The organism is Janibacter melonis (assembly GCF_020567375.1).
GTDB classification, from domain to species: Bacteria; Actinomycetota; Actinomycetes; order Actinomycetales; family Dermatophilaceae; genus Marihabitans; species Marihabitans melonis.
In genome coordinates, this window is record NZ_JAJBZM010000002.1 from 982,269 (window position 1) to 1,008,746 (window position 26,478).

The window sequence follows — 26,478 nt, forward strand, 5'->3', positions numbered from 1 at the left end:
GGCGTCATGAGCCGTCGCCACGACCGGCCGACCTTCGCCGAGATGGTCCGCCAGCCCACGTGGAGCGAGCAGGAGGCCTCGACGACCGGGAGGCACGCCGTGCGCCCCGGCACCTACAACCAGGCCGGCGAGCTCTTCGACCCCGAGGGGGCGCCTCTGCGGAAGGTGCGCGACGACGTGCCGGCTGACGAGGCGCACCGTCTCCTCGTGGAGGGCGCACGGCTCGTCCACGAGGGCTGCGGGTGCGGGGGCCACGGCGGGTGCCCGCCGCGGTGGTTCGGCGCAGCGGAGGTCTCCGCCGTGCTCGCCGACGAGCGGGCCGCCTGGGTCCACGACGAGGACGAGGGCGGCTGGGCTGACGTGTGGGCCGGCGCCGCCGGCGAGGTCGTCTACGCGCACGGCGAGATCGCCTGGCTGCCCGAGCAGGGCTGAGCCTCGCGCCGTCGCGGCTGCGGCGGGACCGCTCGGGCGCGCCGGCACAACCGACACGCGCGCTGCGGCGTCTGAGGGGGCATGAGCCAGCAGCGCGGCACCGGCGCCACTCCCACCCGCCGGACGGTCCTGGCCGGGGCGCTCGCAGCGACCTCGACCCTCGCGACGACCGGGGCGGTCGCCGCCCCCTTCGTGCGTCGCACCACGCGCACCACCGCCGCCGACTGGGAGGCCCTCGACCGGGCGATCAGCGGCGACGTCCTCACCCCGGGCGACAGCGCGTACTCGAGCGCCCGCAGGCTCTTCAACCCCCGGTGGGACGGCGTGAGCCCGGCAGCGGTCGTGCGGGTGCGCAGCACCGCCGACGTCAGCGAGGCCGTCGACTTCGCCCGCAGCCGTGGCGTGCGCGCGGTCGTCCGGGGCGGCGGCCACTCCTACGTCGGCGCGTCGACCCGCACCGACGCCATGGTCCTCGACCTGCGCGCGCTCGACTCGGTGTCGCTGTCGGGCACGACGGCGAGCGTCGGGGGAGGGGCGACCCTCTACCCGGTGAAGTCCGCGCTCGCCGCCCGCGGTCGCTCGATCCCCACGGGCAGCTGCCCCACCGTCGGCGCCGGGGGGCTGACCCTCGGCGGCGGGCTGGGCGTCGACTCGCGCGCGCACGGCCTGACGAGCGACGCCGTCGTCGGTGCCACGGTGGTCACCCGCGACGGGTCGGTGCACCGGGTCGACGCGACGAACGGCAGCTCCCTCTTCTGGGCGCTGCGCGGCGGCGGGACTGGCCTGGGTGTCGTCACGGTGTGGCGCTACCGGACCCACGCGACCCGGCGCACCGGCTTCTTCTTCCTCACCTTCCCCACCTCGGCCGCGGTGCGCGTCCTCACCGGGTGGTCCCGGTGGCAGGCCGCGGCGCCCCGGTCGGTCTGGGGGAGCGCCCACGTCGAGGCGATGGGCTCGAAGGGGGTCCGCGTCCGGGTCGTCGGGGTGTGCGCCGCGGGTCAGGAGGCGGCCCAGGCCGAGGCGCTCGTGCGCGCCGTCGGGGTCTCGCCGACGTCGCGGTCGACGCGCAGCACCGACTACCTCGACGGGGTGCGGCTGCTCGGGGGCGGGACGACCTCGGCGCGCGAGAGCTTCTACGCCGGGTCGGACGTGCTGCGGGTGATGACGACGGGCACGGCCGAGGCCGTCGTCGGGGCGATGGCCCGCCGCGCACGCAGCGGTGGCACGGGGGCGGCGATCCTCGACCCGCTCGACGGCCGGGTGCAGGACCTCGAGCGCGACGACACCGCCTTCCCGTGGCGCGCCCACACGGCGACGGTGCAGTGGTACCTCGGGCTGTCGTCGAGCTCGGCGACGGCGTGGTCGGCGGCCGCTGACGTCGTCGACGCGGCCCACTCGGCCCTGGGGTCGCGCTCCTCGGGCGGGTACGTCAACTACCTCGAGCGATCCCGTCCGCTGCGCGACTACCTGGCCGGCAACGCCGACCGCGTGGCCTACCTCCGCACGAGGTACGGGGTCCGCTGAGCACACCTACGATGAGCGCGTGACCGACCCCATCGACCGCAGCGCCGTCGTCGGGGTCGACGTCGGCGGCACCCGCATCAAGTCCGTGCTCGTCGACGGCGAGGGCGAGGTGCTCGCCGCCAAGGTCGTCCCCACGCCGAGCCGTCCGGGTCCCAAACTCGGCCGCGTCGCCGCCGGTCTGCGCCGCGACCTCGAGGACGAGGCCGGGGTGCCCGCGGGCGCGCTCGCGGTCGTCGTGCCGGGCCTGGTCGAGGAGGTCGTCGGCATCGCCCGGTGGTCGGCGAACCTCGGCTGGAGCGACCTGCCCCTCACCCAGCTGCTCGCCGAGCACCTCGACGTACCGGTGACGAGCGGCCACGACGTGCGCGCTGGCCTGCTCGCGGAGCACCGCCTGGGGGCCGCGCGCGGTGTGGACGACGTCGTCTTCCTCCCCTTGGGCACCGGCATCGCCGCGGCCCAGATGACGGGCGGTCAGGTCGTCGCCGGGTCGCCGTGGACCGGCGAGGTCGGTCACGTCGTCGTGCGCCCGGGCGGGCCCGTGTGCGGCTGCGGGGCGAAGGGCTGCCTCGAGGCCGTCGCGAGCGCGGCGGCGCTCGGTCGCGCGTGGAGCGCCGCGAGCGGTGAGGAGCGCGATGCCGAGCACCTCGCCGGTGCGGTCGCTCAGGGCGACCCGGCTGCGGTGCAGATCTGGCAGCAGGCGGTCGAGGACCTCGCCCTCGTGCTCGCACCGGTGATCTCCGCGGCGGGCACCCGTCTGCTGCTCGTCGGTGGCGGTCTCGTGCTCTCCGGTGACCTGCTGCTCGACCCCCTTCGCTCCGCGCTCGCCGCCCGCCTGCCCGGGCGGACCGACCTCGAGGTCGCCCCCGCCGCCCTGGGTGACCGCGCCGGGGCGCTCGGTGCCGCGTGCCTGGCCGCCGACCTCGTGAGGAGCGCCCGATGATCGTCACCGTCACGCCCAACCCCGCGATCGACGTCACCGGCCACGTCGGCCGGGTCGTCGCCGGCGAGAGCCACCGCCTCACCCGCGTCACCGCCCGCGCAGGGGGCAAGGGGGTCAACGTCGCCGCGGTCGCCTCCGCGCTCGGCGTGCCCGCGACCGCCGTCCTCGCGGTCGGTCCGGAGAGCGCCGCGACCTTCGAGGCCGATCTCGCCCGTCGAGGGGTGCCCGCCGTGCTCGTCCCCAGCCCGGTGCCGACGCGACGGTCGGTCGCAGCCGTCGACTCCGACGGCGAGGCGACGGTGCTCAACGAGGAGGGCGAGGCGCCGCCGTCGCAGACGTGGGACGCGCTCGTCGAGGCCCTCACGTGGGCGTGCGACGGGGCCGACGCGCTCGTCGTGTCGGGGTCCGTCGCACCCGGGTCGCCCGACGGGGTCGTCACCCGGCTGCTGCGGACCGGCGCCGCCGCGGGCTGCGCGCTCGTCGCCGACGCCCGGGGCGAGGACCTGCTGGTGGCGTTGGAGACCGCGCGGAGGGAGGGCTGGCGGCTGCTCGCCAAGCCCAACCTCTCCGAGGCGCGCGAGAGCCTCGGCGACGACGCGCTCGACGCGGCGGCGTGCGCGGCCGCCCTGCTCGACCTCGGCGCGTGGTGCGCGGTCGTCTCCGACGGCGCACGGGGCCTCGTCCTCGCGGTCCGCGACGGGGACGGTGTCGCCGGCTGGTCCGCCCGCCTGCCCGAGCCGGTCCGGGGCAACCCCACGGGCGCGGGTGACGCGCTCACCGCCGCGCTCGCCGCCCACCTGGGCCCGCGGGAGCCGGACTGGGAGCGGGCCCTGCGCGCCGGCGTCGCCTGGTCCGCCGCCGCCGTGCTGCGCCCGGTCGCCGGCGAGGTCGACCCCGCCGACGTCGCCCGTCTCGAGACACAGGTCGAGATCACGCGTCTCTGAGAGGCTCGCGCGCCGCCCCCTTCGCCCCTCGACCTGCCACGCTTCCCGCTGAGCACCGCTCCTGGTCCGTGAGGCCCGCTCTTCGCGGGCCGGCGAGGACCGGGGCTCGCGGACTGCGAGCGGGGTTCGGCGAAGGGGAGGCGTCTGCGGGTGGGGTGGTGGCGGCGGTCTCGAGGCTCAGGCCCGACGGCGTCCGTACCTCGACCACCGAGGGGGCTCGCCCCCTTCGCGCCTCGATCTGCCACCCTCGCCCGCTGAGCACCGCTCCTGGTCCGTGAGGGCCGGTCTTCGCGGGCCGGCGAGGACCGGGGCTCGCGGACGTGGAGCGGGGTTCGGCGAAGGGGGAGGGTCAGGGGCGAAGGGCGAGGAGGCGGAGGAGGCGCTCGGCCTCGGCGGCCACCGCGTCTCGGCCGGCGCCGAGGTAGGCGCGGGTGTCGACGGTCGGGCGCTCGGCGAGACGCGCCGACATCGCCTGCGTGAAGACGGAGTTGAGGTGCGTCGCGATGTTGATCTTCGTCATCCCCGCCCGGACCGCGCCGACGAGACCGTCGTCGGGGACCCCGCTCGAGCCGTGCAGGACGAGCGGCACCGGCACCTGGGCGGCGATCGCGGCCACGAGGTCCTCGTCGAGACGGGCGGTGCGCTCGGTCATCGCGTGCGAGCTGCCGACGGCCACAGCGAGGGCGTCGACGCCGGTGTCCTCGACGAAGCGGGCGGCATCGGCGGGGTCTGTGCGCGCCCCCGGGGCGTGCACGCCGTCCTTGCCGCCGACCTCGCCGAGCTCGGCCTCGAGGCTGGCACCCGCTGCAGCGCACCAGCCGGCCACCTGGCGGGTGGTCTCCCGGTTGGCTTCGTCGGGCAGGGTCGAGCCGTCGTACATCACCGAGGTGATGCCGAGGTCGAGCGCCTCGCGGACGAGCTCGACGGAGACGGCGTGGTCGAGGTGGACGACGACGGGCTGGGCGCAGTCCTCGGCGATCGCGAGGGTCGCGAGCGCGAGCGGGCGTAGCGACCCGTGGTAGCGCACGCAGTTCTCGCTGATCTGCATGACGACCGGCAGGCCCGTGGCCTCGGCGGCCGTCGCGTACGCCTCGGCGTGCTCGAGCTGGATGACGTTGAAGGCCGCGACGCCGGTCCCGCCCTCACGGGCCGGGCGCAGGACGGAGACGAGGTCGACGGCGCCCATCGCGGCGGTCAGCTCTCGTCGAGGACGATCGAGCGGGTGAGGTGGCGCGGCTGGTCCGGGTCGACGCCCAGGGCCTCGGCGCGCGCCATGCACAGCCGGTGCACGCGCACGAGCTCGGCCATGGGGTCGAGGTCGCGGTGCTCGACGTGCGCACCGGTCGCCGCGACCTGCTCGGCCAGGCCCTGCGGCAGGTCGCCGATGCCCCAGACGGCGCGGCCGCCCGTCGCGATGCTGATCGGGCCGTGGCGGTACTCCATGGCCGGGTAGGACTCGGCCCAGAACTGCGCGGACTCGCGCAGCTTCAGGGCTGCCTCGTGGGCCAGGCCGACCGTCCAGCCCTGCCCGAGGAAGGTCACCTGCTCGGCGGTGAGCAGCGGGCCGAGGTCGGCGACGTCCTGGGCGAGCACCTCGCGGGCGTCGGAGATGGCGCGGGAGAGGTCGTCGCCCAGGCTCGCGCGCAGCAGGGCGAGGGTCGAGGTGGCGAAGCGGGTCTGCACGACGGACTGCTCGTCGACGTCCGCCATCGAGATCGTCGACTCCGAGCGTTCGAAGACGGGCGTGCCTGGCGTCGCGACGAGGCTGACGTGGGGGGTGCCGGCGGCGCGCAGCTGCTCGACGACCTCGGCCACCTCGGTCGTCGTGCCCGAGCGGCAGATGACGACGACCCGGTCGTAACCGCGGTCGAGACGGTGCTCGCTGGCCGCCCACGCGTCGGTGAGGCCTTGCCCGAGCTCCTCGCGCCGTGCGGCGTAGGCCTGGCCCATGAACCACGATGTGCCGCACCCGATCGTCGCGACGCGCTCGCCCGGGCGGGGGAGGAGGTCGGCCACCTCCGGCAGCCGAGCGGCGGTCCGCTCCCAGTCCTGCGGCTGCCCCTCGACCTCGCGGGCCAGGTGGGTACGGGGATCGGTCATGGTGCAGCTCCTGAGGCGTCGGTCGGCGCGATCCACCGTGCTGATCGCTGATGCTCAGTTATCAGCCTAACCGCGCACAAGCGCGCACGTCCACTGCCGCTACCATCTGACCATGGCAGACGACGCAGTGCCGCGCCACCGTCCGGGCCCCGGCGCCGGCACCGCCCTGCCCGACGCGCCCTCGGGCACGCCGCCGGCCACCCGATCGGGCCGCTGGTCGGCGATGCTCGACCTGCTCGCGACGACCGGCCGCCTCGGGGTGAGCGAGACCGCCGAGCGGCTCGGGGTGAGCGAGGCGACGGTGCGCCGCGACTTCGCCGAGCTCGCCCGACGCCAGCTCGTCACCCGCCAGCACGGCGGCGTCGTCGCCGCCTCGATCGCCTACGAGCTGCCCTACCGCTACCGCTCCAGCCAGGGCGACGAGTCCCTCGCCCGGATCGGCGCGAAGGTCGCCGAGCTCGTGCGGCCCGGCCAGGTCGTCGGCCTCAACGGCGGCACGACGACGACCGCGGTCGCCCGCGCCCTCACCGCGCGCGAGGAGCTGCTCGCGGCCCCGGGCCTGAGCATCGTCACCAATGCCCTCAACATCGCCGCCGAGGCGGTGCTCCGCCAGCACGTGCGGTGCGTGAGCCTGGGCGGGGTCGCCCGACCGGAGTCCTTCGAGACGACCGGGCCGATCGCGATGCAGGCGCTCGAGCAGCTGTGGCTCGACACGGCCGTCGTCGGGGTCACGGGCCTCACCGTGCGCGAGGGGGCGACCTGCGACCTCGAGGACGAGGCCGCCCTCATCCGCGGCATGATCGCCCGGGCCGGCGAGGTCGTCGTCGTCACCACCTCCGCCAAGCTCGGCACGCGCGGCTTCGCCTCGATCTGCGGCGCCGCCCAGATCACCCACCTCGTGACGACCCGCCCGGAGGGCGAGGGCGTCGCGGCCGCGGAGAAGCAGCTGCAGGCGATGACGGCGGTCGGTGTGCAGGTCCACATCGTGTGATCGACCGTGCGCGTTTCGTGACACGAGCACGCACGAACGTCCTTGCGCAGAGTGCATGCCAGGCCTAGGTTGTCCCCCATAGCGCGACCGGCGAGGCGAGCACCACGCCCGCTCTGCCGCCCGCAGCCTCTCACCTGAGGGCGGGTCCGGCACGTCGGCCGCCGTCGACAAGGGAGAGTCATGACGAAGAAGTCACTGGTCCTGGCGGCGCTGACCGCCGGCACGCTCGGACTGGCCGCCTGCGGCGGCGGTACCGGTGCGGGGAGCGCCGACGGCGGCGGCGGGGACGGCGAGAAGGCGACGTCGATCAAGCTCGTCGCGGCCGAGTACTCGAAGGACAACACGAAGGCGTTCTGGGACGACTTCGCCAAGAAGTACAAGGACGAGACCGGCTACGACCTCGAGGTCCAGATCATCAGCTGGGACAACATCGACCAGCAGTCCTCGACGATGATCCAGAACAACCAGGCGCCGGACATCCTCAACCTCAACGCGTACGCGAGCTACGCGAAGGACGACCTGCTCTACAGCGCCGACGAGGTGCTCAGCGACGAGGTCCAGGGCGACATCCTCGACACCTTCGTCAAGTACGGGACCTACGAGGACAAGTTCTACGGCTTCCCCGACCTCTCCAGCGCCCGCGCGCTCTTCTACAACAAGGACCTCTTCGACAAGGCCGGCATCGACGCCCCGCCGAAGACGTGGGACGAGCTCGCCGAGGACGCGAAGAAGGTCTCCGCCCTGGGCGACGGCACCGCGGGCTACGCCCTGCCGCTCGGCCCGGAGGAGAGCCAGGGCGAGTTCTCCATGTGGCTGTTCAACAACGGCGGCACGTGGAAGGACGACTCCGGCTGGACGATCAACTCCGACAAGAACGTCGAGACGCTGAGCTTCCTCAAGAAGATGACCGACGACAAGGTCACCCAGAACAACCCCGGCAAGACCAACCGCGCGGACGCCTTCGACCTCTTCGCCTCCGGCAAGGCCGGCATGGTCGTCGGCTTCAGCCCGCTCGCCGCCCAGCTCGACGAGGAGGACAAGGTCGACTACGAGGCCGCGCCCTTCCCGAGCAACGACGGCACGGACTCGAAGACCTTCGGCGTCACCGACTACCTCATGGCCTTCAAGAAGGACGGCAACGAGGACGCGGTGAAGAAGTTCTACGAGCTGTACTACCAGCCCGACCAGGTCAACACCTTCATCGAGAAGGAGGGCTTCCTGCCCGTGACCAAGTCCGGCGTCGAGGAGTTCGCCGACGACGAGGACCTCAAGGTCTACCTCGACACCCTGCCCAACGCGCAGCTCACCCCGACCGACGACCCGACGTGGGACAAGGTCAAGCTCGCGGTCCAGCAGAACCTCGGCGGCGCCGTGTCCGCCGACGGCGACCCGAAGGCCGTGCTCGACGAGCTCCAGAAGACCGCCGAGTCCCAGCAGTGACCACCCGAGGACGGCGCCGTCGCCGGCAGGTCGGTCAGGTCAGCTCGGCGCAGGCCTGGCTCTGGCTGGCGCCGGCGACGGCGCTGATCCTCGGCATCGTGCTCTTCCCGGCGATCATGCTCGTGAGCGCCAGCCGCGGCGAGTACTCGATCACCGGTCTGCGCACCGGTGACGCCGGGTGGAGCAACTACACCAAGGTCCTCGACCACCCGGCCCTCGGCGTGGTGCTCAAGAACACCCTCGTCTGGGTCGTCGTCGTCGTCGCGCTGACGATCGTCATCTCGCTGGCGCTCGCGCAGCTGCTCGTCAAGGACTTCCCCGGGCGCCGCTTCGTGCGGTGGGCCGTCATCGTGCCGTGGGCGGCCTCGCTCGTCATCACCAGCCAGCTCTTCGTCCTGCTCTACGACTACAACTACGGGATGATCAACCACCTGCTGCGCTCGGTGGGGATCATCGACACCTCGATCGACTTCCTCGGCGACGACCGGCTCACGCTCGCGTCGATGATCGTCGTCGGCGTCTTCGTCTCGCTCCCCTTCACGATCTTCGTCTTCATCGCGGGCCTCAACGCGATCCCGGACGACGTCATGGAGGCCGCGACCGTCGACGGCGCGAGCCCGTGGCAGCGCTACCGCCATGTCACCCTGCCGCTGCTCAAGCCGGCGCTGCTCGTCGCGAGCGTCCTCAACGTCATCTACGTCTTCAACAGCTTCCCGATCGTCTACACGCTCAACGACCGCAACCCCGGGTACGCGCACGACACGACGATCACCTTCATGTACAAGCTCGCCTTCAAGAGCCAGGAGAAGGACGTGGGCATGTCCGCGGCCGCGGGCATCTTCAACGTCATCCTCATCCTCGTCGTCATCGCGATCTACATGAAGGTCGTCAGCTGGAAGGAGGAGACCCGATGAGCGTCCAGGCCACCACGCCGCGCCGTCGTCTCCCGCTCACCCTCGCGGGCGCCGCGGTCGCGATCGTCTTCCTCCTGCCCTACGTCGTCATGGTGCTCGACTCCTTGCGCACGAGCCGCGACGTCAAGACGACCCCGCCGAGCTTCCTGCCGCGGGTGTGGCAGTGGGACACCTACGCCCAGGTCCTCGGCGACGAGCGCTTCCGGGCGTGGCTGCAGACCAGCCTGGTCGTCGCGATCGGTTCGACCGTCCTCGTCGTCCTCGTCGCGGTGCCCGCGGCGTACATGACGGCCCGCTACCGCTTCCGCGGGCGGATGATCTTCCTCGTCGTCGTGCTCGTCACCCAGATGTTCAGCCCGACCGCGCTCGTCGTCGGCCTCTACCGCCAGTTCTTCGAGCTCAACATGGTCAACACCTACGGCGCGCTCATCCTCACCAACGCCGGCTTCAACCTCGCCTTCGCCGTGTGGATCCTCCACGGCTTCTTCTCCTCGATCCCGACCGAGGTCGAGGAGGCGGCGCTGCTCGACGGCGCGACCCGCATGCAGGTGCTGTGGCGCGTCATGCTCCCGCTCACCCGCCCGGGTCTGGTGACGGCGACGATCTTCACCTTCATCGCCGCGTGGAACGAGTACGTCGTCGCCCTCACCCTGATGATCGACGACGACAAGAAACCGCTGACGGTCGGCATGCGCTCCTACATCACCGGCTACGAGCAGAACTGGGACCAGCTCTTCGCGGCCTCGGTCATCGCCGTCGTCCCGGTCGTCATCCTCTTCGCGATCATCGAGCGGCACCTCGTCGGCGGCCTCACCGCCGGCAGCGTGAAGTGAGCCCGCACGGCGACGTGCTCGACATCCATGTCCACGGCGCCGTCGGGGAGCCCTTGGGCGGCACCGTGGAGGGCACTCTCGCCGCCGCCGCGCACCACGACGGCGGGGTCGTCGCGAGCCTCGTCTCGGGCACGCCCGACGAGATGGCCCGCCAGGTGGGGGTCGTCGCCGCGGCGATGACGAAGGAGGATCCCCGCAGCTCGGCGATCCGCGGGATCCACTGCGAGGGGCCCTTCCTGTCGACCGTGCGCCGCGGGGCGCACGACCCGCACGTGCTCCGCGACGCCGACCCGGCGCTCGTCGAGCGGCTCGTCGGGGTCGCCGCAGACGCCGGCGCCCCCGGCGCGATCAAGCACTGGACCTTCGCCCCCGAGCGCACGAGCGGGGGGCTCGCCCCCTTCGTCCGCACCCTCGTCGAGCACGGCGTCGTGCCGGCGGTCGGTCACACCGACGCCCCCGCCGCGCAGGTGCGCGCGGCGCTCGGGCTCGTCGCCGACACGCTCGGCGCACCCGGCCTGGTCACCCATCTCTTCAACGGCATGCCGGCCTTCCACCACCGCTCCGGCGGACCGGTGGCCGCCGCGATGTCCGCGGCGGCCGCCGACGAGTGCCTCGTCGAGGTCATCGCCGACGGCGTGCACGTCGCGCCCGAGGTCGTGCGGATGGTCTTCGAGACCCTCGGGCCGGACCGGGTCGTGCTCGTCAGCGACGCGATGTCGGCGACGGGTCTGGGCGACGGCGACCACCTCCTCGGCACGCTGCCGGTGCGGGTGCGCGACGGCGTCGCACGTCTCGTCGTCGAGGAGGGGGAGGGCTCGATCGCGGGCAGCACCTCGACGCTCGAGCGCTGCGTGCGCTGGGCGGTCGACGTCGCCGGGGTCGACGAGCAGGACGCGCGCACGAGCGCGACCCGCACCCCTGCGGCCGCGCTGCGCCTCTGAGCCGCGGCCCGACCGGCCGATCTCGGGCTCAACCCACCCGGTCGAGCATCCCCCGCGCGACGTCGTGGAGCAGCGCGCCCGGGTCGTCGACGTCACCTCGGTGCACGACGACGAGCAGGGTGTGGCCCGAGCGCACGAGGAGGCGCTGCTCGGGCCGTCCGCCGGTGGTCGTCGTCAGCCCGAGGGACTGGTCGCCGACCTCGTCGACGGGCAGACCGCTGACCGCCACGTCCGACGGTCCGTCGCCCAGGTCGACCATGTGCGTGCTGCACGGGCCGACGACCTGACCGGCCTGCTCGAGCACCGTCTGCGGCACGACCTCGTCGAAGGTCAGCAACGAGACCTCGAGCCGCCGCTCGCCGCTGGTGAAGGCGGCCGCGCTCGCGACGCCCAGATGGTCGTCCCGCAGCCCTTGGGCCGCCTCGCCCCGCAGGTAGAGGTCGAGGCACTCCGGCGGCTCGGCGGTGAGCCGGCTCGTGTCGCGCACGTCGACCTCGCGCCAGCTGCCGGGCAGGTCCTGCACCTGCGGCAGCACGACGCGCACCTGCTGGGCGGTGAGCTCGCGCTGCTCGGGGGAGAGCTCGGTCGTCGCGCTGCTCGTGCTCGACGTCGGGGCGGGGGTCGTCGACGGCGCGGCGACGGGCTCGTCCTGGCCGGAGCACCCGGCGAGCGCGACGAGCGCCAGCGCGGCGACGGCCACGCGCGAGCGGTGGGTCACCGGGCCGCCTCGGGCACCGCGGCGATGACCTCCTGGGCCGTCGTGCGCAGCGGCGACAGGTCGGTGCCGGGGTCGGTGTGGGTGAGCGTGACGACGACGAAGGTGTTGCCGTCGCGCACCGCGAGCGTGTCGAGGTAGTACGTCTTCTGCTCGCCGCCGGCGGCGCTGGACTGCAGGCTCTTGCGGATCCCCAGGGACTGCTGGCCGACCGGCTCGACCTCCAGGGGCTCGGCCGAGATCCTCTCGTCGAGCTGGGCACCGGCCTGCTCGCCGTAGAAGGCGAAGGCCGAGCACTGCGGCAGCGCCTGCTCCGCCCGGTCGAGCAGCGCCGGGTCGAGCGGCTGCTCGTGGCTCTCGACGGTGATGCCGAGGACGCGCAGCGACTCGCCGGACCCCGTCGTCGCCCCCGCCTCGGCGCGCCCGCTCTGCATCGCCTTCGCGTCGCGGCGGGGCTGCCCGAGCAGGAGGACGTCGATGCACTCGGCCGGGTCGGTCTTGCGCCACCGCGTCGGGGTGTCGTCGACCTGGCTGCGGTCCCACCCGGGCAGCGGCTCGGGGATCGTCCGCGCCGCCTGCTCGTCGTCGAGGACGTAGGGCTCGACCTGCCGGGGCGGGGTCGTCGTCGGCGAGGGTGAGTCCTCGCCGCCACCGACGAAGGGGAGGGACCCGCACCCGGCGAGCAGGAGCGAGGCGACGGCGATCGCGGCGGTGCCGCGCACAGGACGGGTGGTCATGACGTCTCCTCGAGCGAGGTGAGGATCGAGCGGGCGCCCTGGCGCAGCGCCTCGGTGTCGGGCGTGCTCGGGTCGGTCGAGGACGCCGCGACGACGACGTAGGTATGACCGACGGAGAAGCGCAGGGTGTCGATGTAGGAGTCGGGCCGCCCGGAGACGCCGGTGATGTGGTGGCGCACGGCGAAGGACCGGTCGCCGAAGGTCTCCATCGTCAGCGGCGTCGTCTCGTAGTCGGCGCCGTCGTAGGTCCACGTCGCGCAGCGCCCCAGCGCGGCGCCGGCCTCGTCGAAGGGCCCCGAGGGGAAGGGCTGCTCGAAGCTGCGCAGCTCGACGAAGGCGAGCTGGTCCCCCTTCGTGTAGTTCTCGCTCGTCCGTCCGGCGACAGAGCCCTGCGCCTCCTGCCACGCGGGTCCGCGCAGGATCATCGCGGCGCACTCGGGAGGGTCGACGTTCTCGACGTCGTCGATCTCGCCGATCGTCGCGTCCCCGCGCGGCCCCCACCCCTGCCCGAGGTCCTCCGGGGCGGGCCGGGCGGCCTCGAGCTCACCGCGCGAGTACACCTGGTGCAGGCGGTCCTGCGGGGTGCTCGAGGACGCGGCGGAGGTGGTCGGCGCGCTCGTCGGGTCGTCGGAGGCGAAGGGGGAGCACCCCGCCGCCACGAGGGCGGCGGCGGCGACCACGAGCGCGCGACGAGACATGTCAGCCCTGCGTGAGGTTGCGGTCGACGATGCCGGCCAGGGTGCTCGTCAGCCCGTCGACCCGCTCCGAGGAGGGCGCGACGTAGTAGACGACGGTGACCAGGGTGTGGCCGCGCTTGAAGGCGAGGTAGTCCGCGACCCCGCCCTTGCTCGGCGCCTCGGTGCTGTCGGTGATGGAGAAGCGGGTCGAGTACGTGCGCTCGCCGACCTGGGGCACCCCGAGGCCCTCGATCGTCACGGTGTCGACGACCTCGTCCTCGTCCTCGCCCTCGAAGGTCGTGAAGCGCTTCATCGGCGAGCACCGCCCGACGGCGCTGCCGGCCGCGGTGAAAAGCGAGTCGGGCACCTCGGTGTCGTAGCTGCGGATCGTCACGCTCGCGGAGCCGAACTTCGTCGCGTGCGTGTAGGAGCGCGTCACGTCGACGACCTCGCGCTCGTCGAGGGCCTTGCGCGCCGGGCCGGCGAAGTTGGCGTCGAGGCACCCGTCGGGCTCGGTGCGCTGCTCGGCGACCTCGGAGGCGGGTCGGCTGTCGATGGTGATCTCGGGCGGCAGGTCGCCGACGATCGGCAGGGCGAGCTCGGCGGCGGCCTCGTCGAGCTGACGGCCGCCGGGGTCCTGCGTCGTGCTCGGCGCCTCGGGCTCGGGGGCGAAGGGGCCCACGCAACCGCTCGCCGCGAGGACGAGCGCGGCGGTGCCCAGTGCCAGAGAGGCGCGACAGCTCATCAGAAGCCCGGCGAGACGCTCGAGGACTCCTGCGAGCCGCTCGCCTCGCGGGGGCCGTCGCGCAGGTTGGACTCGGTGGCCTTCGCCGCGGTCTCGAGACCGCCGGTGCGCACCGAGTCGCCGCCCTCGTGCGTCTCGATGACCTGGACGATCGCGGAACCGACGCTGAAGAAGACGCGCTCGACGACCTTGTCGGTGCCCTTCTCGCGCATCCGTACGCGGAAGGTGCGGTCGCCGTAGGTGGGACCGGTGGAGGCCTCGGCGAGGTAGGTCGTCGAGCCCCTCTCCGTCACCTGCTGGTACTCGCCGCACTGCTCGAGCGCGTCGCCCATCGAGGTGAAGACCTCGTCGGGCACCGCGGTGCGATAGCTCGTGATCTTCACGCCGATCCCGCCGTCGTCCTCGCCGGGCAGGAAGATGCGCCGGGCAGCACCCGTGCGCTCGGTGCGCAGGTCCTCGCCGACCCGGCCGGACAGGAGCATGTCGCTGCAGACCTTCGGCAGCGTCGTCAGCTCGTCGGCGGCGTCGGGGTCGCCGTCGGAGGCGACCCACTGGCCGGGCACCTGGCCCTCGCCGGGCAGGTAGCGCTGGACCTGCTCGTCGTCGAGCGAGGACAGGGTGGGCGTCGAGCTCGTCGGCTCCGGGGTGGGGGAGTCCTCGCCGCCGCAGGCGGTCGTGAGCAGGAGCAGGGCGGCGGTGGCCGCGACGACGGGTGTCCTCATGACGACATCCTCTTCAGGGTGGTCCGGGCGACGTCCCGCAGGAGCGGGCCGGGGTCGGATCGGTCACCGACGTAGTTGACGACGACATAGCTGTGGCCGGAGAGCACGGTGACCCGGTTGAGCGTCGAGCCGCTGCCGCTCACGGTGGCCAGCCCCATGCTGCGGTCGCCGACGGCGGGCACCTGCAGCCCGCGGGTCTCCTGGCTCTGGGTCTGGCCGTCGCTGTAGACGAGGTCGTAGGTCGAGCAGCGGCCCATCGCGTCGCCGGCGACGGTGAGCAGCGAGACGGGCACCGGCTCGTCGAAGGAGTAGACAAAGACGGCGAGGTAGTCGGCGTCGGTCCCGTCGGTGACGTAGTCGTGCTTGGCCTCGGCGACGCGGTGCTCCTTCGCGAAGGCCTTGGCCTGCTCGCCCTGGAGGAAGAGGTCGCCGCAGCTCGTCGGGTCGTAGGAGATCGTGCTGGGCACGACGCGGTTGTCGACCCACCCGTCGCCGATCTCCTTCGCCGGCGGCAGGGCCTTGCGCACCTGGGCGGGGGTGAGCTTGCGCTGCTCGGGCTTGGTGATCTCGGGCTGGGTCTCGGCGGCGGAGGAGGTCGCGGGCGGCGGTGCCGCGCTCGTCGAGCTCGACGACGAGCCGCCCCCGGGCATGCAGGCGGACACGGACAGGACGGCTGCCGCGCTCACCCCTGCCCGCACGAGACCCCGTGCCGTTGCGCTCATCGCGGCCCACGATACGTGGCTCCGGGCGACGGGGGCCGGGCGCGTGCCTATCCTGCGGGGAGGACGAGACGACGAAGGGGGGACGAGCCCGTATGCGCGAGCGCACCACGACGTGGGACCGACGCTCCCTCCTGCTCGCCGGCGCGCTCGCGCCGCTCGCCGCGTGCGCGGGCGAGCCGGAGCCGCTGCAGCGCTCCGGCAGCGCGTCCACCCCCACGCCGTCGGGCCCCGGGTCGGCGTCGTCGGGCAGTTCGACGCCGAGCCCCAGGTCGAGCTCCACGACGACCTCCACGGCCGCCTCGGGCCGGCTCGAGCGGGTGGACCTGCCGGCGCTGGACGACCTCGCCGGCCGGTGGGCCGCCTACGCCGCGGTCTGGGTCGGGGGCGAGTTCTCCTCCGACGGGGGCCCGTCGGCGGACGACGGCGACTGGCTCTACGAGGACATGTTCGGGCAGTGGGGCTTCCTCACCCGCTTCGCCGACGGACGGGCGGTGATGGTCGGCTCGGCCCAGCCGGAGCGGGTGCGGCCCGCGGCGGAGGAGCGCGAGGCCCGCGCCGCGATGCTCGCCGGCGCCCCGTCGTGGTGGGCCGTCGGGCTGCAGCCGATCGACCCCGCGACGGCGGTCCACTACGTCTGCGGGTTCGAGGCCGGCCGGTGGCGTCAGGTCGCGGGGGTCTCCGAGCGCGCGAGCGGCATCACCTCGCTCAACTTCGTCCTGCGCACCGAGCGCCAGGTCGTCGACGAGATGGTCCTCATGGCCAACACCGGCGTCGCCGACCGCCCGGCCACCGCGAAGTCCGCTGCCCGCGCGCTCGTGCGCTCCGGCAGCAAGGCCACCGCCGCCCAGGTCGCCGCCGTGGGGTCCGACATCCGCGACGCGAAGGCCGGCGCTGCCGCTGCCGCCCTCTTCGCCGCCCCCGGCCGCCACTAGCTCCCGCCCCCGTCGGCTCCCGGTGAGCGCGAATCGCCGCTACGTCGGCGACGTCACGGCGATTCGCGCTCACCCTGTGCGGGTCAGGACCTCTTCGTCAGCGCGCTGCCCTTGTGCGCCGCGGTGGCGCCGGTCTTCTCGGACTTCACGACGTAGGCCGGCTCGTCCGCGCTCGCGGTGAACTTCTGCCCGTCGTGCTGGAAGTCCTTCGTCTTCTTCTCCACGACGGTGCCGTGGGTGGTGCCCTGCGAGGTCTTCCAGCTGACCTCGTCGCCTGTCGAGTAGTCGCTCATGGGCTCATCGTGCCCATCGACGACGCCGAAGGGGGCGACCCGGGTACCCCCCGGTCCGCCCCCTTCGCGACGGCCTCACATCCGGTCGATGGTCACCCCGTAGTAGCTCGCCGCGTCGACGACGGGCTGGTAGAAGCTGTACGACCCGGCGCTGTAGCCGCGGTTGTAGCCGCAGTCCACCCCGACGGGACCGCCGGAGGTCATGCCCTGGGCGAGGTTGCCGACGCCGATGTAGGCGCCGCCGGAGTCGCCGCCCTCGGTGCACACGCTCGCCTCGGCGAGGCCGGAGGTCACGGTGCCGCCGTAGTTGACGGTGCGGTTGTAGGCCGTGATCGTCCCGCAGGTCCAGCCGGTGGTGTTGCCCGCCTTGCAGATCTCGGTGCCGACGGCGTTCTTGCTCATGCCCTTGACGGCGTAGTAGCCCGAGTGCCCGCGGCTGTCGACCTGCGGCACGCCGCGGTCCTCGGAGTCGATGTCCATGAGGCCCATGTCGACGCTGGAGGAGCCGGTGCGGAAGCGCGAGCTCGTGCCCTTGCCGATGTGGGTGCCGTTGGCGTCGTAGATGTCGGGCAGACCCTCGACGCAGTGACCGGCCGTGAGCAGCACGTTGTTGCCGCTCGCGGTCTTGCCCGGGTAGCCCAGCGAGCAGTTCGTGCCCGGCACGAGATCCATGATCCGGCCGGGGTAGACGTCCGCCTGGGTCGACAGGGTGTCGCCCTGGGTGACGGTCACGCCGGGCGTCGCGGCCAGCTGACGGCGCACCGCAGCGCTCGCGCCGGGGGCCAGGCGCACCGAGACCGTGCCCGTCGTGACGTCCGAGCCGATGCTCGAGATCTCGTCCTTGGCCGAGCCGAGACCGCGCAGGATCGTCGCGGCGCGGGCGTCGAGCTCGCTCTGGCCGGCGGCCCGCGAGGGGACGAGCCCCGCCGTGCGGGCGGCCGAGGCGTCCGCGTCGGAGCCCACGACGACGACGAGCCGCTCGCCCTTGAAGTACGCGCCGTCGACGTCGACGCCCCGCTTCTCCAGCGCCCGCATCGCGGCCTGACGCTCGTGCTTGGCGTCGAGGTAGGACTGCGCCTTCGCGCGGCTCACGCCGTCGCGCGCCATGACGAAGTCGACGAGGACGTCCTCCTCGGCGCCGGGGAAGGGGGCGGACGGCGTGGTGGGTGCCTCGACGGCCGTGGGGGCGGCCTGCGTCGTGGGCAGCGCGGTCAGACCCAGGGCCGCGGTGGCGGCGAGGGCGAGAGCGGCGCGGCCCAGCGGGCGGGGGGTGTGCGACAGGCGGATCGACATCGGTGGTTCTCCTGGTGTCGTGGCCGGGTCCCGGCCGGGAGCCGCGGACGAAGGGGGTGCCGCGGCGCCCCGAACTCTGGCGGCCCCCCGGGCCCGGCGGTAGTGCGCCTGACCCGATCCGTACCTGGCGGAACAGGTCTTGACCTGGGGCAGCACCTGCCGTGGTCTGACGGGGGTGTCCACGGGGTGGGCACCTGACCACCCCCTGACTTGCACCGCCCGAGACGAATCACCTAGTCTGGAATCGTTCCAAAGAAGGAACGGATCCGGACAGGGTCCACCCCCTCACCCCCCATCGTCAGGAGCACATTCGCATGTCGCTGATCAACACCCAGGTCAAGCCCTTCGAGGCCACCGGCTACGTCAACGGTGAGTTCAAGGACTTCTCCAGCCAGGACATCGCTGGCAAGTGGGCGATCTTCTTCTTCTACCCGGCCGACTTCACCTTCGTGTGCCCGACCGAGCTCGGCGACCTCGCGGACTACTACGACGAGCTGAAGGGCCTCGGGGTCGAGGTCTTCTCGGTCTCCACCGACACGCACTTCACGCACAAGGCGTGGCACGAGACCTCCGAGACCATCGGCAAGATCGGCTACCCGATGCTCGGCGACCCGACCGGCCGCATCTCCCGCGGCTTCGAGATCCTCCGCGAGGACGAGGGCCTGGCCAACCGTGGCACCTTCCTCGTCGACCCGGACGGCGTCATCCAGTTCGCCGAGGTCACCGCCGAGGGCATCGGCCGCAACGCCTCCGAGCTCGTCCGCAAGGTCAAGGCCGCCCAGTACGTGCGCAACAACCCGGGCCAGGTCTGCCCCGCCAAGTGGGAGGAGGGTGCTGACACCCTCACCCCGGGCCTGGACCTCGTCGGCAAGATCTGATCCACCCCTCCTGACGCCGTGCCCCGGCCCGGGGACCACCCCTGAGGTCCCCGGGCCGTGGCCACGGCGCCGCTGCACCCCCCTTCGCACCACCCGCACCGCTACCGCTCGAGGAGTCCCCACCTATGGCGCTCGACGCCCCCCTGGCCACCCAGCTGAAGTCCCTGCTCGACAACCTCCGCGAGCCCGTCGAGCTCGTCGCCGCGTACGACGAGCGACCCAAGTCGGGCGAGCTGCGCGAGCTCCTCACGCAGATCGCGGGCATGCACGACCTGCTCACCCTGCGCGAGGCCGAGGGCGACGAGATCGGCGAGCGCCGCCCCGCCTTCCGGATCCAGCGCGTCTCCGCGCCCGAGGTCGCGGTGACCTTCGCGGGCCTGCCCCTCGGCCACGAGTTCTCCTCGCTCGTCCTCGCGCTGCTGCAGGTCGGCGGCCACCCGGTCAAGGAGGACGAGGCCACCCTCGCCGCCGCCCGTGCCGTGCAGGGCGAGCACCACTTCGTGACGTACATGTCGCTCACCTGCCAGAACTGCCCGACGGTCGTCCAGGCGCTCAACGCCCTGGCCGTCCTCAACCCGGGCGTCTCCCACACGGTCGTCGAGGGCTCCCTCTTCCAGGACGAGGTCGAGCGCGAAGGGGTCATGGCCGTCCCGTCGATGCGTCTGGACGGCGAGAGCTTCGGCTCTGGCCGCATGGAGCTCTCCGAGATCCTCGCCAAGCTCGACGACATCACCGGCGGCACCGGCTCGCTCGAGGCCGCCGCGGCGCTCTCTGAGCGCGAGCCCTACGACGTCCTCGTCCTCGGCGGTGGCCCCGCCGGCGCCTCGGCCGCGATCTACGCCGCCCGCAAGGGGATCCGCACCGGTCTCGTCGCCGACCGCTTCGGCGGGCAGGTCAACGACACGATGTCGATCGAGAACCTCGTGGGCACCCCGCGCACCGACGGCCCGACCCTCGCGGCCGACCTCGAGCGCCACGTCCACGAGTACGACGTCGACCTCGTCAAGGGCCAGACCGCGTCGGGCATCACCGAGGCCGGCGAGGACGGTCTCGTCACCGTCGACCTCGCCTCGGGCGCCGGCCTGCGCGCCCGCTCGGTGATCATCGCGACCGGTGCGCGCTGGCGCACCATGGACGTGCCGGGCGAGGACGAGTACCGCAACAAGGGCGTCACCTTCTGCCCGCACTGCGACGGCCCGCTCTTCAAGGGCAAGGACGTCGCGGTCATCGGCGGCGGCAACTCCGGCGTCGAGGCCGCGATCGACCTCGCCGGCGTCGTGCGCCACGTCACCGTCGTCGAGTACCTCGACGAGATGCGCGCCGACGAGGTGCTCCAGCGCAAGCTGCGCTCGCTGCCCAACGTCGACGTCGAGCTCGGCCGCCGGACCACCGAGGTCGCGGGCGACGGGGCGAAGGTCACCGGTCTCGTCCACGAGCCGCGGGACGGCGGCGACGCCGTGACGACCGCGGTCGACGGCGTCTTCGTCCAGATCGGTCTGCTCCCGAGCACCGAGTGGCTCATCGGCAGCGGCGTCGAGCTGAGCGAGCGCGGCGAGGTCGTCGTCGACGACCGGGGCGCGACGAGCCTGCCGGGCGTCTTCGCCGCCGGCGACGTCACGACGACCCCGTACAAGCAGATCGTCGTCGCCCTGGGCGACGGCTCGACGGCCGCGCTGTCGGCCTTCGACCACCTCATCCGCACGAGCGCCCCGGCGGGTGCGGACACGACGGCGGCGACGAAGGTCGCCGACGGCGACCCGGTGGACAGCGACCCGACCGACGTGCCCGACATCGCCCGCGTCTGAGCGACCCGGGCATCACCAGCACCCATCTCCACGACCGAGGAGGACCACCATGACCGTCTCGTCCGAGCCGACCGACCAGGGCCCCAAGCCCTTCGTCGTCAACATCGAGCGCGCCACGCTCGAGAACTCCAACTTCCGCACGACGCTGTGGACCGGCGCCAACCTCCAGCTCACGGTGATGTCGATCGCCCCCGGTGACGACATCGGGCTCGAGGTGCACGACGACCACGACCAGTTCCTGCGGGTCGAGTCCGGCGAGGGGCGCGTGCAGATGGGCCCCGCGCAGGACGACCTGTCCTTCGATCGTCAGGTGGGTGACGACGACGTCGTCCTCGTGCCCGCCGGGTCGTGGCACAACATCACCAACACCGGGGTCGAGCCGCTCCAGGTGTACTCGCTGTACGGCCCGCCCGACCACGTGCACGGCACCGTCCACGCGACGAAGGCCGACGAGGCCGCGGACCCGACCGAGCACTGAGCTCATCGAGCACTGAGGAGCACGAAGGGGGGGGGCCCCCCCCCGCGGGGGCCCCCCCCCCCCCCCCCCCCGCGCGTGGGGACCACACGGCGGCGACCGCCTCGATCACCGTCGGCAGGTTGCGCTCGTCGAGCGCGGCGACGCAGATGCGGCCGGAGTCGAGACCGTAGACGCCGTGCTCCTCGCGCAGCGCGCGCATCTGCTCGGCGCTCAGACCCGTGTAGGAGAACATGCCGTTCTGCACGACGAAGTGCTCGACGTCGGCGCCCGGGATCGCCGCGGCGAGCCCGTCGCGCAGACGGGTGCGCATCGCCCGGATCCGCTCGCGCATGGAGCCGAGCTCGTCCTCCCAGGTCTGGCGCAGCTCGGCGTCCCCGAGCACGGTGCTCACGACGAGCGCGCCGTGGCTGGGCGGGTTCGAGTACGTCGTGCGGATGATGACCTTGAGCTGGCTCTGCACCCGGGCGGCCTCGTCGGCGTCGGAGCACACGACGCTCAGCGCGCCGACCCGCTCGCCGTAGAGGCTGAAGGACTTCGAGAAGGACGTGGCGACGAGCATCGCCACGCCGGTGCGCGCGAAGAGACGCACGGCCGCGCCGTCCTCCTCGATGCCGTGTGCGAAGCCCTGGTAGGCCATGTCGAGCAGCGGCACGAGCCCGCGCTCGACGACGACGTCGCGCACCTGCTCCCACTGCTGCGGGGTGAGGTCGTAGCCCGTGGGGTTGTGGCAGCAGGCGTGCAGCACGACGACGGTGCCGGCCTCGGCGGTGCGCAGCGCGTCGAGCATGCCGTCGACGTCGACCGAGCGGGTCTGCGCGTCGTAGTACGGGTAGCTGTCGACGGTGAGCCCGGCGCGGGTGAAGATCGCGCGGTGGTTCTCCCAGCTCGGGTCCGAGATGAGGACGCGGGCGTCCGGGGTGGTCTGGTGGACGAGGTCGGCGGCGATCTTCAGACCGCCGGTGCCGCCCACGCCCTGGACGACCGCGACGCGCTCGTGCGCCAGCTCGTCGCCGAAGACGAGCCCCGCGACGGCGGAGCGGTAGGCCGGCAGGCCGTCGATCGGCAGGTAGGACCACGGGCGGGTGCCGTCGACGACGCGCTCGTCGGCCTGCTCGACGCAGCGCAGCAGGGGCACGCGGCCGTTCTCGTCGGTGTAGACCCCGACGCCGAGGTTGACCTTCGTCTCGCGCGGGTCGGCGACGAAGGCCTCGGTGAGGCCGATGATCGGGTCACGGGGGGCCAGGGGGAGATCAGTCAGGAGGCTCACGGGACGATCCTGTCAGGGCGGCGCGGCCGGTGGGGATGTCGTCCGGATCACGGCACGTCCGACTACCGGTCGGTAACCTCACGCCCATGGCCTCCATCGAGCACACTCGGCTGCGCGGCGACGGCGAGCCCGTCGTCCTCGTCCACGGCATCGGTCACCGGCGCGAGGCCTGGGGGCGGCTGCCCGCCCTGCTGCACGCGGCGGGGCACGACGTCGTCGTCGTCGACCTGCCCGGCTTCGGGCTCTCCGGCCCGCCGAGCGCTCCGGACGGCTGGTCGATGACGAGCACCGCCGAGCAGGTCGAGAGGCTCGCCGCCGAGCTCGGTCTCGAGCGGCCGCACGTCGTCGGCAACTCGCTCGGCGGGCTCGTGGCCCTCGAGCTGGCCGGCCGCGGGTCGGTCCGCACCGCCGTCGCGCTCGCCCCCGCGGGCTTCGCCTCGCGCCGCCATCTCGCCGTCGCCGCGTCGACCCTGCTCGCGCTCAAGGCCGGCTCCTACCTGCCGCAGCGGGTGCACCGGGCGGTGCACCGCTCGCCCCGGCTGCACGCGATCGCCTTCTGGCCGCTGTACACGCGCCCCGAGCTCGTCGACCCCGAGACCTCGCTCGGCGACACGCTCGCGCTGCGCACCGGGCGCGGCTTCTGGCCGCACCTGCTCGGGTCGCGTCGGCACCGCGTGCCCCGCGAGCTCGCGGTGCCGACGACGATCGCCTGGGGCGAGCGCGACCGCCTGCTCCTCCCCGCGCAGGCGCAGACCGCGCGCGAGCGGCTGCCGCACGCCGAGCACGTCCTGCTCCCCGGGTGCGGGCACTGCCCCCAGGTCGACGACCCGGACGCGGTGCTCGCCGTGGCGACGTCGACCTTCGCCCGGGCCGCCGACCCGGCCCCGTCGACGAGCTGACGGGTCCCCCTTCGCGCTGCCGTCGCGCCGGCCTCAGCGCGCGTCGGTGACCTCGAAGACTCCGTGCGCGCCCCGCTCGGCGTCGGCCATGACGTGGCTGACGAAGGGGTAGCGCCCGGCCTGCACGAAGCGCGTCTCGACGAAGCCGCCCTGCGCCGGCAGCAGTCCCAGAGCCTGCGCTCCACCAGCACCCGCGTCGCGCCGGTCGAGCGTGGAGGCGCCCTCGAGCCACGTCGTGTCGAGCTGGCCGCCGACGACGTGGAAGGAGGTCGGCCGGCTCGGTCCCGCGGCGAGCAGCCAGATGCGCACGCGCTCGCCGACCCGGGCCGGCAGCGGCTGCGCGTCGTACTGGAAGGCCGCGCCGTTGAAGGTCATCAGGCTCGGCCGGTCGCCCGCCGCGGCCTCGGCGTCGACCGGACGGACCCCGTCGGCGTCCGGAGTCCCGAGGTGCATCTCCGAGGCGACGAGGACGTAGCTGCGGTCGACCTCGGGCAGGTCCTCGGGCTCGATGACGACCGCGCCGTGCATGCCGGCCCCGATGTGGGTCGACATCGGCATCGTCGAGCAGTGGTACATCCACATGCCGGCCCGCGTCGCCGTGAAGGTGTAGGTGAGCCGCTCGCCGGGCGCGATGGTGCGCATCGGCCGGTCGGGGGCGAGCTCGCCGGCGTGGAGGTCGACCGAGTGCCCCATGGAGCCGTCGTTGACGAGAGTGATGACGAAGCGGTCGCCGACCCGCCCGTGGAGCACCGGCCCAGGACCGGTGCGGCCGGACCCGTCGTCGAAGGTCCACCGCGTCGCCCGGACCCCGGGCGCGACCTCCGCGGTCGTCTCGCGCACGGTGAGCGTCACGCGATGCACCCGGTCGTCGTCGAGCGGCGGGAGGACGGCGTCGGCGGCCTCGAAGCCGTCGGACCAGCGCGCGGTCGGGTCGAGGGCGAAGGGGGACCCGCCCGAGCCGGCCGTGCCCGGACCGGCCGCTCCCGTGGCGCCGTCGTGGCCGGTGTGCCCGCCGCCGTCGGACCCCTGCGTGCCACCTGCGGGCTCGCCGCGGACCGCGACGGTGAAGGTCATCCCCATGAGCCGGTGCCCGGTGACCGAGCAGAAGCCCTCGCGGGTGCTGCCGACGACGCCGAGGTCGAGCGTCGAGCTCTCGCCCTCGCCGATGCGCTCGGAGCGGTGCTCGTCGTCGAAGACGAGGTCGTGCCGGGTCGAGGCGTCGGTGCTGCGCACGGTGATGACGACGCGGTCGCCGGGGTCGACGTCGACCCGGCTGGGCTCGAAGGTCATGTCGGCGGTCGCCGTGACCTCGACGTCGCGGGTGACGCCGGTCGGGGCCACCTGCTCGCTCGCGGCCGCCGGGACGTCGGCGCCGAGCACGGGGGCCGTCGCCGGGCCGGCCGCGACGGCGAGCGCGAGCGCGGCCAGCCCGGCGCCGAGCTGGTGCACCGGGACCGGTGCGTCGAGCACGGCGGCGACCTCCGCGCGGCCCTGGGAGGGCGAGGGCGGGGGCTCCCCCTTCGCCGTGCGCTCGGCGATCGCACGACGCTGCGCGATGCACGCCCGGATGGCCCGGAAGAGCAGCGGGACGAAGGCGACGAGGGCGAGGAGCACGAGGACCGAGCACAGGACGCGAGCGCCGGAGGGCACGGGGAGCAGGCACAGCACGAGCCCGCCGTTGACGACGACGAGGCGCAGGACCCACCACCGGTCCATCTCGCGCATGCCAGCACGCACGACCGACGGACCGCCCCCGATGACCGACGGCACGAGGTGGCTCAGCGCGCCGAGCAGCACCTGGAGCATGAAGCCGATGACGAAGACCGCCGCGACGGCGTCGTACCCGGTGGCGGCATCGGCCCAGGTGGGTGCGGTGGCCACCCGCCACGCGACGGCGAGGACCCCGGCGACGAGCCAGAGCAGCCCGGCGGCCACGGATGCCGGGGCGTGGTGGCGCGGCGGCCGAGCACGGGCCGGGCCGGCCATCGAGGACGCCGACCGGGCGAGGCCGGCGAGGTAGACGAGCAGCCCGACCGCGACGAGCGGCCGGCTGCCGACGAGCGCGGCGGTGACGGCGAGGGCCAGCCCGCCGACGAGGACCGGCAGGGCGGTGCGTGCCCGCCGCTCGGCGTCGGCGTCCATCGGGGCGCGCAGCATCGTCGGCCACAGCGTGACGACGGTCGCGACGACCGTGATCCCCAGCCAGCCGAGGACGTTGACGAGGGAGTGCGCGACGACGAGGCGCGCGTGCATCTCGTCGTCCGGCCCGCGGGCGAGCAGGGTGCCCAGGAGCGCGCCGACCGGCAGGCAGGTCGCGGCGACGAGGTAGGAGCGCACGGTGACCCGGAAGCGGCCCGGCAGTGCGTGGCGCAGCCGTCGCCACAGGGCGACCGCGTGCCAGGCCACCGCCGCGACGACGAGGGTGGCGCCGACGACCGTCGCGGGCCACAGGGCGCTCGGCACGCCGACGAGCACGAGGACGGCCCCGGCGTGCAGCAGGAGCAGCCGCCGCCCCTGCGCCGCCCGGGGGTCGAGGTCGGGCGCGGTCTTGAGCAGGGTCGTCGCGAAGTGGGTGCTCCACACCATGACCGAGTGGCTCATCGCGCCGAGCGCGACCATGTGCACCATGAGCCACGTCGACCCCGGGACGAAGGGGTGGACGAGCGCCGTCGTCGCGGCGAGGACGAGCCAGACGAGCCCGGGCCGGTCGCGCAGGCCCCACGTGCCACGTGTCGGGCGGGCGGGGGCGCCGGGCGACGCCGAGGGGCGGGCCGTCGTGCCCCCGGCGGTGCTCACCGGTGGGCCCGGTGACGCGGTGCGGGGGTGAGCGCGTCGACCCGCTCCCAGTCCTGCGCGGAGAGGCCGACGGCGGCGGCGGGGAAGAGGCCGTTCTCCTCCTTGTGGATGTGCTCGCGCAGGTCGGCGTAGAGGCGGTCGACGACCGAGTGGTCACCCGCGCGCAGCGCGCTCAGCTGTGCGTCCAGCTGCTCGTGCTCGACGCACAGCCCCTCGACGTGGTCGGCGAAGGTCTCGTCCTCGCGCAGCACGGCGAAGAGGCCGACCTCCTCGGCCCGGGTGTGCGGGTCGAGCAGGCCGCGGACGAGGTCGACGAGCGCGACGACCTGCTCCCGGGGGACGCCGTCGTGCACGGCCCGCCGCAGCAGCCCGGCCGTGTTGATGACCTCGACGTGCTCGGCGGTGAAGCGCCCGACGACCTCGAAGGTCTCGCACCCGCAGTACGTGCACATGGCGTCTG

At 73.6% G+C, this 26,478-nt stretch carries 27 protein-coding genes; 14 read left to right on the forward strand and 13 right to left on the reverse strand.

Annotated features, from left to right (window positions below; translation table 11 throughout):
• The first annotated feature begins 6 nt into the window (after positions 1 to 6).
• The 4 genes from LIV55_RS10915 (at position 7) to LIV55_RS10930 (ending at position 3,840) form a co-directional block, all read left to right on the forward strand.
• Positions 7 to 432, forward strand: a complete 426-nt coding sequence (locus tag LIV55_RS10915; protein WP_229300198.1) for a hypothetical protein — start codon at positions 7 to 9, stop codon at positions 430 to 432.
• Positions 433 to 513: 81 nt separating this feature from the next.
• The gene (locus LIV55_RS10920) at positions 514 to 1,956 is read left to right on the forward strand and encodes an FAD-binding oxidoreductase (RefSeq protein WP_229300199.1); all 1,443 of its coding nucleotides are present in this window, start codon (positions 514 to 516) and stop codon (positions 1,954 to 1,956) included.
• A 19-nt stretch (positions 1,957 to 1,975) separates the two neighbouring features.
• Positions 1,976 to 2,896, forward strand: coding sequence for an ROK family protein (locus LIV55_RS10925; protein ID WP_229300200.1), 921 nt, complete (start codon positions 1,976 to 1,978; stop codon positions 2,894 to 2,896).
• Positions 2,893 to 3,840 (forward strand): 1-phosphofructokinase family hexose kinase, encoded by a 948-nt coding sequence (locus tag LIV55_RS10930; RefSeq protein ID WP_229300201.1) that lies wholly within the window; start codon positions 2,893 to 2,895, stop codon positions 3,838 to 3,840. Before LIV55_RS10925 ends, LIV55_RS10930 begins: the two co-directional genes overlap by 4 nt.
• 349 nt (positions 3,841 to 4,189) lie before the next feature.
• Here the strand turns inward: LIV55_RS10930 and LIV55_RS10935 are convergent, their stop codons facing one another.
• Both LIV55_RS10935 and LIV55_RS10940 read right to left on the reverse strand, forming a co-directional pair.
• On the reverse strand, positions 4,190 to 5,026 hold the full coding sequence (locus tag LIV55_RS10935; protein WP_229300202.1) for a class II fructose-bisphosphate aldolase: 837 nt from the start codon (positions 5,024 to 5,026) through the stop codon (positions 4,190 to 4,192).
• 8 nt (positions 5,027 to 5,034) lie between these two features.
• Positions 5,035 to 5,940: an SIS domain-containing protein gene (locus LIV55_RS10940; protein WP_229300203.1), complete on the reverse strand. Its 906-nt coding sequence runs from the start codon at positions 5,938 to 5,940 to the stop codon at positions 5,035 to 5,037.
• Positions 5,941 to 6,052: 112 nt separating this feature from the next.
• On the opposite strand from LIV55_RS10940, the gene LIV55_RS10945 reads away from it, so the two are divergent.
• The 5 genes from LIV55_RS10945 to LIV55_RS10965 all read left to right on the forward strand — a co-directional run bounded on the left by LIV55_RS10945 (position 6,053) and on the right by LIV55_RS10965 (position 11,059).
• A complete protein-coding gene (locus LIV55_RS10945) occupies positions 6,053 to 6,931 on the forward strand; it encodes a DeoR/GlpR family DNA-binding transcription regulator (protein ID WP_229300204.1) in 879 nt (292 codons plus the stop codon).
• A 180-nt stretch (positions 6,932 to 7,111) separates the two neighbouring features.
• Positions 7,112 to 8,371: an extracellular solute-binding protein gene (locus LIV55_RS10950; protein ID WP_224766997.1), complete on the forward strand. Its 1,260-nt coding sequence runs from the start codon at positions 7,112 to 7,114 to the stop codon at positions 8,369 to 8,371.
• On the forward strand, positions 8,368 to 9,285 hold the full coding sequence (locus LIV55_RS10955) for a carbohydrate ABC transporter permease (RefSeq protein WP_123092560.1): 918 nt from the start codon (positions 8,368 to 8,370) through the stop codon (positions 9,283 to 9,285). The genes LIV55_RS10950 and LIV55_RS10955 overlap by 4 nt, the downstream gene beginning before the upstream one ends.
• Positions 9,282 to 10,118, forward strand: coding sequence for a carbohydrate ABC transporter permease (locus LIV55_RS10960; protein ID WP_123092559.1), 837 nt, complete (start codon positions 9,282 to 9,284; stop codon positions 10,116 to 10,118). The genes LIV55_RS10955 and LIV55_RS10960 overlap by 4 nt, the downstream gene beginning before the upstream one ends.
• Positions 10,115 to 11,059, forward strand: a complete 945-nt coding sequence (locus tag LIV55_RS10965; protein ID WP_229300205.1) for an N-acetylglucosamine-6-phosphate deacetylase — start codon at positions 10,115 to 10,117, stop codon at positions 11,057 to 11,059. The genes LIV55_RS10960 and LIV55_RS10965 overlap by 4 nt, the downstream gene beginning before the upstream one ends.
• Before the next feature lie 28 nt (positions 11,060 to 11,087).
• Here LIV55_RS10965 and LIV55_RS10970 read toward each other — a convergent pair whose 3' ends face one another.
• Genes LIV55_RS10970 through LIV55_RS10995 form a run of 6 tightly spaced genes read right to left on the reverse strand, consistent with a single transcriptional unit; the run spans position 11,088 to position 15,377 of the window.
• Entirely contained in the window at positions 11,088 to 11,777 is a 690-nt protein-coding gene (locus LIV55_RS10970) for a hypothetical protein (protein ID WP_229300206.1), read from the reverse strand.
• Positions 11,774 to 12,511: a DUF5642 family protein gene (locus LIV55_RS10975; protein WP_229300207.1), complete on the reverse strand. Its 738-nt coding sequence runs from the start codon at positions 12,509 to 12,511 to the stop codon at positions 11,774 to 11,776. The genes LIV55_RS10970 and LIV55_RS10975 overlap by 4 nt, the downstream gene beginning before the upstream one ends.
• Positions 12,508 to 13,209: a hypothetical protein gene (locus tag LIV55_RS10980; RefSeq protein WP_123092555.1), complete on the reverse strand. Its 702-nt coding sequence runs from the start codon at positions 13,207 to 13,209 to the stop codon at positions 12,508 to 12,510. The genes LIV55_RS10975 and LIV55_RS10980 overlap by 4 nt, the downstream gene beginning before the upstream one ends.
• A 1-nt stretch (position 13,210) precedes the next feature.
• On the reverse strand, positions 13,211 to 13,933 hold the full coding sequence (locus LIV55_RS10985; RefSeq protein WP_191564576.1) for a hypothetical protein: 723 nt from the start codon (positions 13,931 to 13,933) through the stop codon (positions 13,211 to 13,213).
• Positions 13,933 to 14,655, reverse strand: a complete 723-nt coding sequence (locus LIV55_RS10990) for a hypothetical protein (RefSeq protein WP_191564577.1) — start codon at positions 14,653 to 14,655, stop codon at positions 13,933 to 13,935. Before LIV55_RS10990 ends, LIV55_RS10985 begins: the two co-directional genes overlap by 1 nt.
• Positions 14,652 to 15,377, reverse strand: a complete 726-nt coding sequence (locus tag LIV55_RS10995; protein WP_229300208.1) for a hypothetical protein — start codon at positions 15,375 to 15,377, stop codon at positions 14,652 to 14,654. The genes LIV55_RS10990 and LIV55_RS10995 overlap by 4 nt, the downstream gene beginning before the upstream one ends.
• Before the next feature lie 92 nt (positions 15,378 to 15,469).
• Here LIV55_RS10995 and LIV55_RS11000 point away from each other — a divergent pair, with 92 nt between their 5' ends.
• Positions 15,470 to 16,309, forward strand: coding sequence for a hypothetical protein (locus LIV55_RS11000; RefSeq protein WP_229300209.1), 840 nt, complete (start codon positions 15,470 to 15,472; stop codon positions 16,307 to 16,309).
• 83 nt (positions 16,310 to 16,392) lie between these two features.
• Here the strand turns inward: LIV55_RS11000 and LIV55_RS11005 are convergent, their stop codons facing one another.
• A complete protein-coding gene (locus LIV55_RS11005; protein ID WP_123092550.1) occupies positions 16,393 to 16,602 on the reverse strand; it encodes a hypervirulence associated TUDOR domain-containing protein in 210 nt (69 codons plus the stop codon).
• A gap of 75 nt (positions 16,603 to 16,677) precedes the next feature.
• Entirely contained in the window at positions 16,678 to 17,895 is a 1,218-nt protein-coding gene (locus LIV55_RS11010; protein WP_229300210.1) for a trypsin-like serine protease, read from the reverse strand.
• A gap of 314 nt (positions 17,896 to 18,209) precedes the next feature.
• Here LIV55_RS11010 and ahpC point away from each other — a divergent pair, with 314 nt between their 5' ends.
• From ahpC to LIV55_RS11025, 3 genes are all read left to right on the forward strand, one after another.
• On the forward strand, positions 18,210 to 18,773 hold the full coding sequence (ahpC, locus tag LIV55_RS11015) for an alkyl hydroperoxide reductase subunit C (protein ID WP_068271642.1): 564 nt from the start codon (positions 18,210 to 18,212) through the stop codon (positions 18,771 to 18,773).
• 125 nt (positions 18,774 to 18,898) lie between these two features.
• Positions 18,899 to 20,578, forward strand: coding sequence for an alkyl hydroperoxide reductase subunit F (ahpF, locus tag LIV55_RS11020; RefSeq protein ID WP_123092548.1), 1,680 nt, complete (start codon positions 18,899 to 18,901; stop codon positions 20,576 to 20,578).
• A gap of 49 nt (positions 20,579 to 20,627) precedes the next feature.
• On the forward strand, positions 20,628 to 21,056 hold the full coding sequence (locus LIV55_RS11025) for a cupin domain-containing protein (protein ID WP_068271649.1): 429 nt from the start codon (positions 20,628 to 20,630) through the stop codon (positions 21,054 to 21,056).
• Here the strand turns inward: LIV55_RS11025 and LIV55_RS11030 are convergent.
• Positions 20,938 to 22,323 (reverse strand): amino acid aminotransferase, encoded by a 1,386-nt coding sequence (locus tag LIV55_RS11030; protein WP_229300211.1) that lies wholly within the window; start codon positions 22,321 to 22,323, stop codon positions 20,938 to 20,940. The genes LIV55_RS11025 and LIV55_RS11030 overlap by 119 nt on opposite strands.
• A gap of 86 nt (positions 22,324 to 22,409) precedes the next feature.
• Here LIV55_RS11030 and LIV55_RS11035 point away from each other — a divergent pair, with 86 nt between their 5' ends.
• Positions 22,410 to 23,222: an alpha/beta fold hydrolase gene (locus LIV55_RS11035; RefSeq protein WP_229300212.1), complete on the forward strand. Its 813-nt coding sequence runs from the start codon at positions 22,410 to 22,412 to the stop codon at positions 23,220 to 23,222.
• 33 nt (positions 23,223 to 23,255) lie between these two features.
• Here the strand turns inward: LIV55_RS11035 and LIV55_RS11040 are convergent, their stop codons facing one another.
• The gene (locus LIV55_RS11040) at positions 23,256 to 26,018 is read right to left on the reverse strand and encodes a multicopper oxidase domain-containing protein (RefSeq protein WP_229300213.1); all 2,763 of its coding nucleotides are present in this window, start codon (positions 26,016 to 26,018) and stop codon (positions 23,256 to 23,258) included.
• Complete coding sequence (locus LIV55_RS11045; protein ID WP_229300214.1) at positions 26,015 to 26,470, reverse strand: hemerythrin domain-containing protein; 456 nt, start codon at positions 26,468 to 26,470, stop codon at positions 26,015 to 26,017. Before LIV55_RS11045 ends, LIV55_RS11040 begins: the two co-directional genes overlap by 4 nt.
• Between the last annotated feature and the right edge of the window lie 8 nt (positions 26,471 to 26,478).

What these genes read in the sequence shown, in the direction of transcription:
- LIV55_RS10935 (WP_229300202.1), bottom strand. Translation starts at nt 5,026, where the DNA reads ATGGGCGCCGTCGACCTCGTCTCCGTCCTGCGCCCGGCCCGTGAGGGC.
- LIV55_RS11010 (WP_229300210.1), bottom strand. Translation starts at nt 17,895, where the DNA reads ATGTCGATCCGCCTGTCGCACACCCCCCGCCCGCTGGGCCGCGCCGCT.
- LIV55_RS10950 (WP_224766997.1), top strand. Translation starts at nt 7,112, where the DNA reads ATGACGAAGAAGTCACTGGTCCTGGCGGCGCTGACCGCCGGCACGCTC.
- ahpF (WP_123092548.1), top strand. Translation starts at nt 18,899, where the DNA reads ATGGCGCTCGACGCCCCCCTGGCCACCCAGCTGAAGTCCCTGCTCGAC.
- LIV55_RS10995 (WP_229300208.1), bottom strand. Translation starts at nt 15,377, where the DNA reads ATGAGCGCAACGGCACGGGGTCTCGTGCGGGCAGGGGTGAGCGCGGCA.
- LIV55_RS11025 (WP_068271649.1), top strand. Translation starts at nt 20,628, where the DNA reads ATGACCGTCTCGTCCGAGCCGACCGACCAGGGCCCCAAGCCCTTCGTC.
- LIV55_RS10975 (WP_229300207.1), bottom strand. Translation starts at nt 12,511, where the DNA reads ATGACCACCCGTCCTGTGCGCGGCACCGCCGCGATCGCCGTCGCCTCG.
- LIV55_RS11045 (WP_229300214.1), bottom strand. Translation starts at nt 26,470, where the DNA reads ATGTGCACGTACTGCGGGTGCGAGACCTTCGAGGTCGTCGGGCGCTTC.
- LIV55_RS10915 (WP_229300198.1), top strand. Translation starts at nt 7, where the DNA reads ATGAGCCGTCGCCACGACCGGCCGACCTTCGCCGAGATGGTCCGCCAG.
- LIV55_RS10930 (WP_229300201.1), top strand. Translation starts at nt 2,893, where the DNA reads ATGATCGTCACCGTCACGCCCAACCCCGCGATCGACGTCACCGGCCAC.
- LIV55_RS10920 (WP_229300199.1), top strand. Translation starts at nt 514, where the DNA reads ATGAGCCAGCAGCGCGGCACCGGCGCCACTCCCACCCGCCGGACGGTC.
- LIV55_RS11035 (WP_229300212.1), top strand. Translation starts at nt 22,410, where the DNA reads ATGGCCTCCATCGAGCACACTCGGCTGCGCGGCGACGGCGAGCCCGTC.
- LIV55_RS10985 (WP_191564576.1), bottom strand. Translation starts at nt 13,933, where the DNA reads ATGAGCTGTCGCGCCTCTCTGGCACTGGGCACCGCCGCGCTCGTCCTC.
- LIV55_RS10980 (WP_123092555.1), bottom strand. Translation starts at nt 13,209, where the DNA reads ATGTCTCGTCGCGCGCTCGTGGTCGCCGCCGCCGCCCTCGTGGCGGCG.
- LIV55_RS10960 (WP_123092559.1), top strand. Translation starts at nt 9,282, where the DNA reads ATGAGCGTCCAGGCCACCACGCCGCGCCGTCGTCTCCCGCTCACCCTC.
- ahpC (WP_068271642.1), top strand. Translation starts at nt 18,210, where the DNA reads ATGTCGCTGATCAACACCCAGGTCAAGCCCTTCGAGGCCACCGGCTAC.
- LIV55_RS10945 (WP_229300204.1), top strand. Translation starts at nt 6,053, where the DNA reads ATGGCAGACGACGCAGTGCCGCGCCACCGTCCGGGCCCCGGCGCCGGC.
- LIV55_RS11005 (WP_123092550.1), bottom strand. Translation starts at nt 16,602, where the DNA reads ATGAGCGACTACTCGACAGGCGACGAGGTCAGCTGGAAGACCTCGCAG.
- LIV55_RS11000 (WP_229300209.1), top strand. Translation starts at nt 15,470, where the DNA reads ATGCGCGAGCGCACCACGACGTGGGACCGACGCTCCCTCCTGCTCGCC.
- LIV55_RS10990 (WP_191564577.1), bottom strand. Translation starts at nt 14,655, where the DNA reads ATGAGGACACCCGTCGTCGCGGCCACCGCCGCCCTGCTCCTGCTCACG.
- LIV55_RS10940 (WP_229300203.1), bottom strand. Translation starts at nt 5,940, where the DNA reads ATGACCGATCCCCGTACCCACCTGGCCCGCGAGGTCGAGGGGCAGCCG.